General features: G+C 62.1%; 8 protein-coding genes and 1 pseudogene. 2 read left to right on the forward strand and 7 right to left on the reverse strand.

The window, feature by feature from the left end:
- Window positions 1-46: 46 nt before the first annotated feature.
- On the forward strand, window positions 47-3,703 hold the full coding sequence (locus tag HHL22_RS00935; RefSeq protein ID WP_169529103.1) for a M1 family aminopeptidase: 3,657 nt from the start codon (window positions 47-49) through the stop codon (window positions 3,701-3,703).
- Here HHL22_RS00935 and HHL22_RS00940 read toward each other — a convergent pair.
- The 7 genes and pseudogenes from HHL22_RS00940 to HHL22_RS00970 all read right to left on the reverse strand — a co-directional run.
- Window positions 3,704-3,931: pseudogene (locus HHL22_RS00940) on the reverse strand (DUF1810 family protein); the annotation flags it as partial. It abuts the gene before it with no gap.
- Window positions 3,932-4,820: 889 nt separating this feature from the next.
- Complete coding sequence (locus HHL22_RS00945; protein ID WP_169529104.1) at window positions 4,821-5,435, reverse strand: HAD family hydrolase; 615 nt, start codon at window positions 5,433-5,435, stop codon at window positions 4,821-4,823.
- Between the two features lie 3 nt (window positions 5,436-5,438).
- The gene (locus tag HHL22_RS00950; protein ID WP_169529105.1) at window positions 5,439-6,803 is read right to left on the reverse strand and encodes a M28 family metallopeptidase; all 1,365 of its coding nucleotides are present in this window, start codon (window positions 6,801-6,803) and stop codon (window positions 5,439-5,441) included.
- Between the two features lie 97 nt (window positions 6,804-6,900).
- A complete protein-coding gene (locus HHL22_RS00955; protein ID WP_169529106.1) occupies window positions 6,901-7,245 on the reverse strand; it encodes a hypothetical protein in 345 nt (114 codons plus the stop codon).
- A gap of 287 nt (window positions 7,246-7,532) precedes the next feature.
- Complete coding sequence (locus tag HHL22_RS00960; RefSeq protein WP_169529107.1) at window positions 7,533-8,267, reverse strand: YebC/PmpR family DNA-binding transcriptional regulator; 735 nt, start codon at window positions 8,265-8,267, stop codon at window positions 7,533-7,535.
- A gap of 124 nt (window positions 8,268-8,391) precedes the next feature.
- Window positions 8,392-8,829 (reverse strand): hypothetical protein, encoded by a 438-nt coding sequence (locus HHL22_RS00965; RefSeq protein WP_169529108.1) that lies wholly within the window; start codon window positions 8,827-8,829, stop codon window positions 8,392-8,394.
- A 104-nt stretch (window positions 8,830-8,933) separates the two neighbouring features.
- Window positions 8,934-9,347: a DUF6960 family protein gene (locus tag HHL22_RS00970; RefSeq protein WP_169529109.1), complete on the reverse strand. Its 414-nt coding sequence runs from the start codon at window positions 9,345-9,347 to the stop codon at window positions 8,934-8,936.
- 206 nt (window positions 9,348-9,553) lie between these two features.
- On the opposite strand from HHL22_RS00970, the gene HHL22_RS00975 reads away from it, so the two are divergent.
- Window positions 9,554-12,850 (forward strand): lamin tail domain-containing protein, encoded by a 3,297-nt coding sequence (locus HHL22_RS00975; protein WP_169529110.1) that lies wholly within the window; start codon window positions 9,554-9,556, stop codon window positions 12,848-12,850.
- Window positions 12,851-12,919: the final 69 nt, after the last annotated feature.

Here is a 12,919-nt window from a genome sequence, read left to right on the forward strand (position 1 = left end):
ACTGCTTGACTGCTAGCTTTTAATTTCTATTCCTGAATTGCTCGTCATGTTTCTACCCATCTTCCTTTTTGAGCTGAAGTACCGGCTGCGGCGGCCGGCTACCTGGATTTATTTTTTGGTGCTGGCGCTGCTGACCGGCTTGCTGGTGGCGGCGGCCGGCGGGGTTTTTGGCTCGGCTATCAACATCAGCCTGGGCGGCGACGGGCAAACTGTCAAAATCAACTCGCCCTTCTCGGTGAGCCTCATCGTCAGCACCATCAGCGTGTTTGGCATTGTCATCGCCTCGTCGCTGATGGGCAACCCGGTGTACCGCGACTTCGAAACCCGGTCGCACTCCCTGTTCTACACCAAGCCCATCAGCAAGTGGGGCTATTTGGGCGGCCGCTTCCTGGGTTCCTACGTGGTGGCAGCGCTGGTATTTAGCGGCATTTTGGTGGGCGCGGCGGTGGCCGGGGTGCTGCCCGGCATCGAGGCCGACCGCTTTCTAAAGGTGGCACCGGCCGGCACCTACCTCTGGCCCTACCTGCTGCTGGTGCTGCCCAACCTGCTGTTTTGCGGGGCCATCTTCTTCACGATGGCCACGCTCACGCGCAACATCTTGAGCACGTACATCGGGGCCGTGCTGCTGCTGGTGGCCTACCTGATTTCCACGTCCTACACGTCCGATTTAAAGAACGAGTACCTGGCCTCGACGCTCGACGCCTTCGGCCTAGGCGCGCAGTTTATCACCACCAAGTACTGGACGGCCGCCGACAAAAACACGCGCCTGCTGCCGCTCAATACCTACATGCTGCTCAACCGGGCGGTGTGGCTAGGGGTAGGACTGGGCCTGCTGGCGCTCTGCTACGGGCGGTTTCGCTTCGCGGCGCTGGCTTCGGAGCGCGCCGCCAAAAAGCCCCGCGCCGTGCCGGCCGAGGTGGCCGCCGAGCGGGGGGCGGGGGCCACGGCGGGCAGCCTGCGCCTCCCCCGCGTCACGCAGCTTTTCACCGGGGCCATGCACCGGCAGCAGTGGCTGAGCCTCACCAAGCTCGAGTTTCGGGGCATCGTGCGCAGCCGCTACTTCGCGGCCATCGTGGGGGCGGGTATTCTTTTTCTGCTCACCACCGCGTCGCAGGCGGGCAAAACGTTCGACACGCCCACCTATCCCGTCACGGAAGTGGTGCTGAGCCTGGCCACAGGCTCGTTTTTTCTGTTCTTTCTGGCCATCATCATCTTCTACAGCGGCGAGCTGGTGTGGCGCGAGCGCGACGCGGGCGTGGCCCAGATTGCCGATGCCGCGCCGGTGCCCAGCTGGGTGCCCTTCCTGAGCAAGCTCGCGGCCCTAGGGCTGGTGCAGGTAGTGCTGCTGGCTGTGGTGCTGGTTTGCTGCCTCCTCATCCAGACCTTCAAAGGCTACTTCCACTACGAAATCGGCTTGTACCTGCAGGCCCTATTCCTCTACCAGCTGGCCTACCTGCTGCTGCTGTGCGTGCTGGCGATGGTGACGCAGGTAGTGGTCAACAACAAGTACGTGGGCTTTTTGGTGATGGTGGTGTACTACGTGTTCACGCTGGCCAAGGGCGGGCTGGGTCTCACGCACCGCCTCACCTCCTACGGCGGTGGGGGCAGCCCCGGCCCCTATTCGGATATGAACGGCTACGGGCACTTTCTGCCCGCCTTCTGGTGGACCAAGCTGCTGTGGGCGGGGGTGGCCCTGTTGCTGGGGCTGCTGGCCAATCTGCTCTGGGTGCGGGGCACCGACCCCAGCGGCCGCCTGGGCGAAGCGCGTCGCCGCTGGGGCGCGGGCAGCACCGCCGCCCTGGCCGCCGGCCTAGCGGTAGCCTTGGGCACGGGCAGCTTTATTTACTATAACACCAACGTGCTCAATCAGTACCGCACGCCCAAGGAGGACGAAAAGCTGCAGGTGCAGTACGAAAAGCAGTACCGCCGCCTCAGGGGTGTGCCGCAGCCGCGCATCGTGGCCGTGACGCTGAACACCGACATTTTTCCGAGCACCCGGCGGGTACACTTTCAGGGCGAAATGATGCTGGTGAATAAGCACGCCCGGCCGCTCGACACGGTGATTGTGAGCCTGCCGGCCGAAAACCACCCGCGCGTGCGCCACCTGCGCCTCGGCGCGGCCGGGCAGGCCGCGCTGGCGCTGAACGATACCACGGCCGGCCTGCGCCTCTACCGCCTGGCCCGGCCCCTGGCCCCCGGCGATTCCCTGCCCCTGGCCCTGACGCTCGACTACCGCGAGCTGGGGTTTCCAAACTCCGGTTCCAACACCAACATCGTGGAAAACGGCACGTTCGTCAGCAGTGGGTACTTGCCTAGCCTGGGCTACCGCGAAAACGTCGAGCTGCGCAGCGACAAGGACCGCAAAAGCTACGGCCTCCAGCCCAAGCCGCGCATGGCGCCGGTCAACGACTTAAAAGCCAGGCAGAACACCTATATCAGCACCGACGCCGACTGGATTCGGTTTGCCACCACCGTGAGCACCGAGCCCGACCAAACGGCCCTAGCCCCCGGCTACCTGCAAAAGGAATGGGTGCGCAACGGCCGCCGCTACTTCGCTTACCGCATGGACCGGCCGATGCTCAACTTCTACACCTTCCTCTCGGCGCGCTACCAGAAGTACACCGATAAGTGGGTCGATTCGGCCGGTGGGCGCACCCTGCCGATTGAGATTTACTACCACGCCGGCCACGAGTACGACCTTAAGCGCATGGCGGCCGGGGCCAAGGAGGCGCTGAGCTACTGCTCTAAAAACTTCTCGCCCTACCAGCACCAGCAGCTGCGCATCCTGGAGTTTCCGGGCTACCAGAGCTTTGCGCAAAGCTTTGCCAACACGGTGCCGTTCTCGGAAAGCATCGGCTTCATTGCCAAAGTTGATGACAACGACCCCGAGGACCTGGACTACCCCTTCTACGTGGCGGCCCACGAGGTGGCGCACCAGTGGTGGGCGCACCAGGTCATCGGCGGCAACGTGCAAGGCAGCACGCTCATGGCCGAGAGCCTGGCCGAATACTCGGCCCTGATGGTGATGAAGCACCACTACGGCCTGGCCGCCATGCAGAAGTTTCTCAAGCTCGACCTCAACCGCTACCTCAGCGGCCGCGCTTTCGAGCAGAAGAAGGAAGTGCCGCTGGCGCTGGTCGAAAACCAGACGTATATCCACTACGGCAAGGGCTCGGTGGTGATGTATGCGCTGCAAGACTACCTGGGCGAGCAAAAGCTGAACGCGGCCCTGCGCGGGTACGTGCAAGCGGTGGCGTTTCAAGGCCCGCCCTACACCAACTCGACCGAGTTTATCGGGGCGCTGCGCCGGGCCGCGCCCGATTCGCTGCAGCAGTTTATTGCCGATAACTTCAACCGTATCACGCTCTATGACAACCGAATAACGGCCGCCAACGCCAAAAAGCTACCCGACGGCCGCTACCAGGTCGATTTCACCGTGAAGAGCGCCAAGTTCTACGCCGACAGCACCGGCAACCAGCGGCCCGCCCCCGAGCACGACTACCTGCCGGTGGCCGTTTTCCCCGAGCCGGGCAAGGATAAAAAACCAGCCGCCCCCCTGCTGCTCGTAAAGCGCCGCCTGGCAACGGGTGACAATAAGCTGCAGTTCGTCGTGGCCCAAAAGCCGGCCTCGGTAGCCGTCGACCCCTACCACGAGCTAGTGGACAGAACCTCAGACGACAACAAGAAGGACTTGAAGCTGTAGCTACCCGAGTAGAGGTCCTGCCGGTAGCGCCGGTAGCGCCCGCGCGATTTCCACCAGCCGGGGCCCTAGGGTAGGGTGAGCCAGGTAAGCCGCCTCGGTGGCATCGGCAATGGCGTAGCGCTGCGCCAGGCTATTGTACCCCAGGCCCTAAATCTGGGGGGAGACGTACCTCATCCAATGGCTACGCTTGCGGCCGGCCTGGATTGCCCCTAGGGCCGTTTGGTAGTCGTGGACCTGGGCGGGGTAGGGAACATGGGCAGCTACGCTATACGTGGCACTACCAAACTTACGGTATCAGGTTTGCGTTGAATGTTCTACATTTGTTGAAGATTCAACGCTCAAAAAATAAGGGGATGAGCCTTGCAGCCCACCCCCTTACCCTACCTAATCCAATGCGCGGCTGCCGTGACAGCTCCGCCGCTCATTAGAAACCAGAGTAGCCATTTGGCAACCTCTGGCGGTATCCGGATGTCAAGCTTGACTTTGACTTCCGTTTTCGCACGACCTTTTTCCATTGTGAGTTGGGAGTAAGGTGTGAGAGCACCTACTTCCTGAACCCTCGGCGTCGCCACAACGCCGGGGGTTCGCCGTTTATAGGCAACCGCGTTGGCGAGGTGTATCCCGTGCGTTGCGGCGAAGGTAGAACGGCTTAGCTGAAATGAGTAAAACTGAAATTGTGGCTGGGCACAGATGCACGTAGACTAGGGTAAGCTACGTTGTGTTAAGCTTCTCCGGTTCAGAGCCAAGAGCGGAATAGAATCCTAATAAACCCTTATTAGCTAGCGTAAAGAACGAGGGTTAGTGTTGACATGCTGAGTATATTTCTCCTGCCATAAATCCAAGGAAATTGGAGTTTCTCCATCCGTATCATCGAAAAATATCCATTTTCCACACCTTTCGGAGAACATTTTAAGCGCCTTTATATCATCCAAGCTTATTTCGCCACGTCCATAACGCCTAGGGCCTTCTATCACCGAATGCCACAAGACATATTCGAGATTATCCATCCACCTAGCTGCATAACACAATTCTGAAAGGTTACTCATTGTATAAGCAAGCAACCATTGGTCCGGGGTATTCTCTGGTGGTATCACGGTTTATACTGTGCTAAACTGCTCTAGCCTATTCTCAGCGATTGGTATAAGTCAGCTCGCATTTGCGCTTGCGACTCCACTAAAATGGTCTTGATGCCAAGCTGCGCCGCGCCGGCTACGTTGGCGCGGTTGTCATCCAGAAAGATGGTGTGCTCAGGCTTAGTGCCTAAGTAATCCAGAACGGCTTGGTAGGCTTGCTTTTCCGGCTTTCTGGTTCCGAGTTCGTGCGAGCTGAATACTTTTTCGAAGTAGCCTAGGCTGGCCCGGTACTTTAGTTGCCAGACTCGCGCGTGGATGCTGTTCGTGTTGGTTAGCGCTACGAGGCGATATTGCTGCTTCAGATTGGTCAGTAGCTCATCAATTCCTTGATAATGGTCGAGATACAGCGCACACCAACCTGCGTCGAATACCTGGTCGGTAAGCTGAAGGCCTAGGCGGCGCGATACCTCAGCCCTAAAGGTTCGGGCTGAAATCTCGCCCCTTTCAAACTCATCGAAGAATTTATCAAATTGGAATTTGCTTTTGATGGCCTCCACTGGTTGGCCTGAGGCGGCGGCCCAGAAGTGAAAGACTCTGTCAAACGACAAGTCAAAAACCACCTTGCCCAAATCAAAAATCAGCGCCTCAAAAGCTTTCATAGCCTACCGCCCCACTATCGGCAGCACCGGCAGGCCCTCGTGGCCTAGGGCATCCACACTGGCTACGCCGAAAATGTAGTTATCCTTGCTGATGGCCAGGTCGGCGGTGAGGCCCTTTACGGGGATGCGCTGCTGCCACTGGGGAGCGCTGGTTTCGCGCACCAGCACTACGTAGCCAGCCGGGGCGGGGCCGCCCTGCGGGGCCTGCCAGCGCAGCTCGGTGCGGTTGGTGAGTTTGGCGGTCAGCACTTCTACCTTTTGGGGGGCGGCGGGGGCTAGGGCCAGGCTAGCCAGGGTAGCCAGGTTTACCTGGGCGGTGCGGCGCAGGTAGCGGAAGTCCATAAACTCGGGCTTATCGCCGTATTCCACGCCGTTTTCGGTGCGCAGGTCCTGGTGCTGGTGGTCGAAGTTCTCGTTGGTTTCGGTGAAGCGCACGGCCGCGTAGCCTTGCTGGTTGAAGGGCGTGTGGTCGCCGCCGCGCAAAAAGCGGTCGGGGCGGTACTCCAGCAGCACCTGGTAGCCGTTTTCGTTCACGTACTGGCGGGCGGCCGTTTGGGTGTAGCGGGCCAGCTGGCGGCTGCTGGCGTCGTTTTCGCTGCTCAGCTGGCGGCGCTGGCGGGCCTGCTCGGGCGTTTCGGTGGCCGGCACGCCCTCGCTAAACACGCGCAGGTGCAGGGTATCGGTCACGTCGGGGTCGTGGCCGTGCGAGTTGCCCACGATGTCGTTGTTGAGCATGGCCACCAGGTTCCAGTTTTCTATTTTGGCGCGCTTGGCCAGGTGGTCGGCCCCCAGCAGGCCCTGCTCCTCGCCCTGCACCGCCACCAGCTTAATGGTGCACGGAAACTTCTGGCCGGCCAGCACGCGGGCCACTTCCATGACAGCGGCCACGCCCGAAGCGTCGTCGTTGGCGCCGGGCGCGTCGGCCGTGCGGTTCATCACATCCGTCACCCTAGAGTCGATGTGGCCGCTCATCAGCAGCACCCGCGTATCGGTGGGGTCGGTGCCGGGAATGGTGGCCAGTACGTTGGCCATCAGCGTTTTCTTGTCTACCCGGCGGCCATCGGGGTTGTAGGTGAAGGTGTCCATCTCCACCGTCATGCGCCCGCCGCCGGCCTTGCTGTACTTCCGAAACTCGTCGAACACGTAGCGCCGCGCCGCCCCAATGCCGCGCTTCTTGTCCTGGGTGTCGCTTAGGGTGTGGCGGGTGCCGAAGCTAACCAGCTTGCGCACGTCGGCTTCCAGGGTTTTGGCCGATACCTCATTCACCCATTTTTGGATGTTGGGGTCGGTGGGCGGCTGCGGATTGGTGGGCTGGGCAAGGGCCGCCAGGGGCAGCAAGGCGGGCAGTAGGGGTAGCAGAATTTTCATAAGTACTTGCAAGAAACGACGAGCGCCGCCTACCAGCAAGGCAGGCGGCGCTCGCAAAGGCGCTGGCGCCGCAAAAATAGAGGTGGCCCGCTGGTGCTTATAAGTTCCAGGTATACTCGTTCTGGCGGCCAGCCGTCACCTGCACAGATTTGGCGCTGCTAAGCAAGGTTATGACATAATTGCCTGGATTCAAATCATTTACTTCGATAACTGATTTCCGGAGACTGCCAGCTGTCCCGGTGAGATTGAATTTGTTTTCTTGCAAAGGAGCCGCTCTATTAGGGCCCGCCCAGCCTACTTCGGTGTAGAGGGCATAGGTATCGTAAGGAAAGGTGTACGTTACGGTGACTTTAACTCCCCCTAGGGGAGCGGGGTCAGCACGTTGGCAGGCAGCAGTCAGGAGTAGCAAACCACTGGATAGAAGCAGTGCTGAGCGGCGCATAGCAGTAAGTGAATAAGAAGAATAGACAAGATAGCGAGGCCGTAGGCTAGACAGCGGGTAGGCAGCTGCCGAAAGGTAACGGAAGCATTGCTGCTCCAGCTACTGACGGTTAATCGGGGGAGTGCGGTAAGAGGCGGCGGCCTGATATAACAAGGCGTGCGGGCGGCGGTAGATACCCCGTAATAGGCGGAACTAGTCCGCAAACCGGCGTGGGGTTTATAAAAAAAGTCGCCCGTCAGGAAGACGGGCGACTTTATAGAGCTATTACCAAGGAGGTAGCTGGGCGCCTAGCCCATGGTGTGGTACACGGCCTGCACGTCCTCGTCCTCCTCGAGCTTGTCGATGAGCTTCTCGACCTCCTCGGCCTGCTCGTCGCTGAGCGAAACCGTGGTGTTGGGCACGCGCTGCAGGGTGGCGCTCACCACGTTCACACCCTTGGCCCCTAGGGCCTGCTGCATCTGCCCAAAGTCGGTAAAGGCGGTTTCGACCACCATATACTTGTGCTCGTGGCCGTGCTCGTCCTCCTCGGTGGTTTCGTACACGTCCTCGGCGCCGGCGTCAATCAGCTCCAGTTCCAGCTCGTCGCGGTCGAGCCCCTCGGCGGCCAGCTTAAACACGCCCTTGCGGGTGAAGGTGTAGTCGGAGCTGCCGGCGGTGCCCAGGGCGCCGTTGTTGCGGTTGAAGTAAAGGCGCACGTTGCTCACGGTGCGGGTGGGGTTGTCGGTAGCGGTTTCCACCACAATGGCCACGCCGTGCGGGCCGTAGCCCTCGTACACCACCTCCTGGTAGTCCTTCTCGTCCTTGCCGCTGGCGCGCTTGATGGCGGCGTCCACGCGGTCCTTGGGCATGTTCACGCCCTTGCCGTTTTGGATGGCCGTGCGCAGGCGAGCGTTGGTGTCGGGGTTGGGGCCACCTTCTTTCACGGCCATCACAATCTCCTTGCCGATGCGGGTAAAGTCTTTCGACATCCGGTCCCAGCGCTTCATCTTGCGGCCTTTGCGGAATTCAAATGCGCGTCCCATCTTTTATAAGTAACAATTAGCGATGATTTAACAGCTTGGGCGATGCGGGGTGGGAAGGGCGGCCCAAACGGAAAGGCAAAGGTAACAAGACCGGCGAGGGGAGGGCAAGCCGGCGCGGGCGCCCCTAGGGCCGCCGGGCCGCCGGCAGCGCCAGCAGCTCGTAGTCGCCGTGGTTGCCCCTAGGGTAGCCCATCAGGCTGATGCTGAGCTTCTTCGAGGCCGGCTCGTAGCGGAAGGTACCGCGCTGCACATCGGGCCCGTTCTTGTCGCTGAAGCGGAAGAAAATGCTGTCGCCCTGGGTAGTAAAGCGTCCCTGCTGGCTGAAATAGCGCGGGCCGCTGTCGCCCAGCAGCAAGCTCAGGCGCTTGGTGTAGCTGCCGTCGGCGCGCAGCGTGAGCGTGCCGCCCACGCCCGGCACCTGGGTGGGCGACTGGCCCTCGGTGAAGTCGTAGACGGTGTAGCCCACGTAGCTATACGTGGTGTAAAAGGCGACGGGTGGCCTGGCTGGCTGCCCGCCCAGCGCGGCCAGCGGCCCTAGGGCCAGCAAACGAAGAAACAGCATGGTGCAAAACAACGGTGCGGCAGTTGCCCTGCAAAAGGTGGGCCGCTGCTTGGCGTAGTAGCAACCGGTGCGGCCAAAAGCCACTAGCTCGCGCCCGCCGGCGGCTACCCGGCCAGCTGCAGCTCCGTTTCGGCAAATACCTGGGGCAGCTTGCGCTTGCGCTCCACCAGCTGGTAGCTGGCGCGGCTGGTGGCCTCGTTCCAAAACACGTCCGACACGAGGCCCTGGTGCGGCGGCCGCCCGTTGGCCGGGCGGGCTTCCCGCACCAAATCGCCGAAGCTAAAGGCCGGTTTTTCATAGAGTTCCTTGAACAGCTCGGGGCTGACCAGAAACTGCTGCTCATCGTAGCGCAGCGTTATCCAGTCGGCCGAGTCGTCGTCGGGGCTGATTTTCTCGAACACCTTGCCCACGGGCTCCAGCAGCTCAAACGAGCGGCGGTTGGCGGGGTGCACGTAGCGGTAGCCGTGGGCGGGCAGCCAGGCATAGAGGCCGTAGGTAAGGCGGGCGGGACGGGGCATAGCGTAGATACTGAAGCGGGTCTGGCTAGCCTTAACCGCCGGCGGCCGGCCTAGGTTGCCAGTTGCTCTTAAACCAGTTTCGATTGGATATATCTCAAAATTCACATAGTAAGCTGCTGCGTACTTCATGTATATAACCTTTAAGGCCTAGCTTTATAGCTGAAGTTTTAATTAATTACGCATTGCCTGTCCTTTATAAATAAGTTTTGAAACACACCCTACTCCTCCTTTTTCAGCAAGTATTTCGACGTGCGCTGCCGGGCGTTTTGCTGGTGCTGCTGCCGCTACTGGGCTTGGCCCAAAGTACCACGCTTGTCATCAGCCAGGTATACACGGCAGGCGGCAATTCGGGCGCTACCTACGCCAATGATTACGTGGAGCTATTCAACAAAAGCACTGGTCCCATCTCCTTGAGTGGCTACTCGCTGGCGTACAACGGCGACACTCCCTTCGCACTGACGGCCACGGCCAGCCTGCCGGCCGGCGGCTACTACTTGGTGCAGCTGGCGGCGGGCACTACCGGGGCCGGCATGGCGCTCCCCGCGCCCAACCAAACCAGCAGCATCGGTCTAGCAACTGCGGGCGGCCGCCTCGAGCTGCTGCTAGCGCCGGGCGCTACTTCGGTCGATAAGGTTGCCTACGGCACGGGTAGTGACTACGAGGGTAGCGGCGCGGCCCCTGCTCCTTCGACCACGCAAGCCATTTTTCGGCCCCTAGGGGGCTGCACCGACACGGACGATAACAAGAATGATTTCAGCCTGGCGGCGGCCGCGCCGCGCAACGCGGCGCTTGTGCCTAGCCCGTGCGCGGGGCCGGCCCCCACTATCAGCAGCTTTTCGCCCGCCAGCGGCCCGGCGGGCACGCGCGTAACGGTGCAGGGCAGCGGCTTTGCCGGCAATGCCAGCGTGGCGTTTGGGGGCGTGGCCGCTTCGGTAGTTGCGGTGGCGAGCCCTACTATGCTAGTGGCTACCGTGCCTAGCGGCGCGGCCAGCGGCCCTATCACGGTAACTACCGCGAACGGCTCGGTTACTTCGGCCAATAATTTCACGGTGATAGTGCCGGTTATCACCGCGGCGCCCGCGTCGCTCGCGGGCCTGGCCGCCAGCCAGGGCAGCGCCTCGGCGCCCCAAACCTACCAGCTCAGCGGCAGCGCGCTCGATGGCACCAGCCTCACCATCACGACTTCGGCCACCAGCCTGGAAGTATCGTTCGACGGTACCAACTACGCCCGCTCGGCCAGCCTGCCGTTGAATGGCGCCACCACCCTAGGGGCCACTACCGTGTATGTGCGCCTGGCCAGCGGCACGGCCCTGGGCAACGTAAGCGGCAGCATCGCTAATACTAATGGCCCCACTACGGCTACTGTGGCGGTGCGCGGCGCGGTGCTGGCGCCCGTAGCGGCCAAGCGCTGGACGGGCGCCGCCGGCACCGATTCGTGGTTTGACGCGGGCAACTGGGCGGGCAGCACCCTGCCGGGCGCGGGCGACGACGTAGTGCTTGACCACAGTACCGTAGCCGGCAAGTACACCGTGAAGCTAGGTAACAGCGCCAGTACCGCGCCCACGGCCGTGTCGGTGGCCTCGCTGCGCCTGCGCCCCGCCGGCGGCGACTCTATTCTGTTCGTTATCCCGAGCACTAATACCGTGTCGGATGCGGCTGGCGGCGGCCCGGCACTGCTGCTCACGCGCAGCGCAGCCGGTGATACGGCCTTACTGGTGAGCAACCGGGCCTTTTTTACCAATGCCTCGGGGGCGGCCAGCGGGGCGGTGCTCGATGCGATGGGCAGCACGAACCCAACCGTATTTCTACTCAACGGCGGCAGCTTTCGCCACCAAACGGCCCGCGGCGTAACGGGTATCGTCGAAAACCTGGCCAGCGCGCCGGGCACGGAAGCCGGTAATTTTTACTACCGCCCCCTGGGCACCAGCAGCTTCACCACGCCCCTGGCGGGCCGCACCTACGGCAACCTCATCCTGCAGTTTCTGCGCAACGGTAACTTTACGAGCATCAACTACGGCGCCAGTGGGGGCAGCCCCCTCACGGTCAACGGCGGGCTCACGATTGAAAGCGGCGCCACGTTGAGCTATAACGCGTTAGCTAACTTAGTCTTGCGCGGCAACCTAGTTAATAACGGAATCTTTCGCTACGCCCCCAACTATGGCAACCCCGCGCCTAGCCCCCTGCCCACCTACCGGCTGGTGCTGCAAGGCACCGCGCCGCAGGTGCTCAGGGGCAACGCCCTCATCGACCCCACGGCCAGCAGCGCGGCGCAAAGCTCTTACCTGGCGGCTACCATTCAGCTGGAAATCAACAACCCTGCCGGGGCTACGCTCCAAACGCCCGTTACGCTCAGCAATGCCCTCGCCCTGACCAGCGGCCTGCTGACCACCGACGCCACCAACATCCTGACCATGACGCTGGCCGGCACCGCCGCCGTACAGGGCGGCTCGGATGCCAGCTTCGTGAATGGGCCGGTGCGGCGCCCGGTGGGCCCGGTGGCCTCCACGGCTGCCTCAGTAGCCTACGTATTCCCGATTGGCAAGGGCACGGCCTACCGGCCGCTCACGCTCACGGTAGCTTCCCAAACTGGCACCACCAACTACCGGGCCGAGCAGTTTGAGGGCAATCCCATTCGCAACCTAGCTGCTACCGACCCGAACGGTTCCCTCACCCGCGTTAGCCGCGTGCGCTACTTCACGTTAACGCCCTTTAACCTGGACGCCACCCCGGTCATCACGCAGCCCGCGGGCTTTACGGGGGCCGTGGCCCTAACGTATGGCAGCGACGACGGCGTGACCGACGCCGCGGACCCGACGCTGGTAGTAGCCAAGCGCTCGGACGTTACCCAGCCCTGGTACAATTTTGGGCATGGCAAGGCTGCGGGCCCGGCCAACGGGAACCTCGTCATGTCGGGTACCATTACTTCGTTCTCCGATTTTGCCCTGGGTAGCACCGACCCCGCCACTGCCGCCAACCCGCTGCCCGTGCAGCTGGTGCACTTTGTCGCCACCCGCCTGGCCGGCGGCGCCGTAGCCCTCACCTGGACCACGGCCAGCGAGCTGAACAGCGCCCGCTTTGAGGTGGCGCGCAGCCTGGATGGCGTCACCTTTACGCCCGTGGCTACCCTAGGGGCCCAGGGCACCAGCACCCAAGCGCGCACCTACGTCGCCCGCGATGCTGCCGCGCCCGCCAGCGCCCTCTACTACCGCCTGCGGCTGGTAGACCTGGACGGCACCAGCGCCTACTCGCCCACGGCAACGGTGGCGGCTGGCCTGGCCAGTGAACTGGTGCTCAGCCCTAATCCCACCCGCGACCAGCTCTACTTCTTTACCGAAGCCGCTGGCACCTACACCGTGCGCTCGCTGCTGGGCCAGGAAATGCTGCGTGGCCCCGTCGCCCCTGGCCTCAACCAGCTGCCGGTCGGCCAGTTGCCGGCGGGCGTCTACCTGCTGGAGCTGCCTACTAGCGCGGGGCGCGTGGTGCGGCGCTTTGCCAAGGAATAAGTTTGCTGGGCTGCTTCAATAAGCTTGAAAGCCCCCGCGCCCCTGGATGCGGGGGCTTTGGGCTAGGGT

This window comes from Hymenobacter polaris, from assembly GCF_012927305.1.
In the GTDB taxonomy this organism is placed as follows: Bacteria; Bacteroidota; Bacteroidia; order Cytophagales; family Hymenobacteraceae; genus Hymenobacter; species Hymenobacter polaris.

Coding starts and splice junctions, on each gene's coding strand:
- HHL22_RS00960 (WP_169529107.1), bottom strand. CDS start 8,267: ATGGGACGCGCATTTGAATTCCGCAAAGGCCGCAAGATGAAGCGCTGG.
- HHL22_RS00945 (WP_169529104.1), bottom strand. CDS start 5,435: ATGAAAGCTTTTGAGGCGCTGATTTTTGATTTGGGCAAGGTGGTTTTT.
- HHL22_RS00965 (WP_169529108.1), bottom strand. CDS start 8,829: ATGCTGTTTCTTCGTTTGCTGGCCCTAGGGCCGCTGGCCGCGCTGGGC.
- HHL22_RS00950 (WP_169529105.1), bottom strand. CDS start 6,803: ATGAAAATTCTGCTACCCCTACTGCCCGCCTTGCTGCCCCTGGCGGCC.
- HHL22_RS00970 (WP_169529109.1), bottom strand. CDS start 9,347: ATGCCCCGTCCCGCCCGCCTTACCTACGGCCTCTATGCCTGGCTGCCC.
- HHL22_RS00935 (WP_169529103.1), top strand. CDS start 47: ATGTTTCTACCCATCTTCCTTTTTGAGCTGAAGTACCGGCTGCGGCGG.
- HHL22_RS00955 (WP_169529106.1), bottom strand. CDS start 7,245: ATGCGCCGCTCAGCACTGCTTCTATCCAGTGGTTTGCTACTCCTGACT.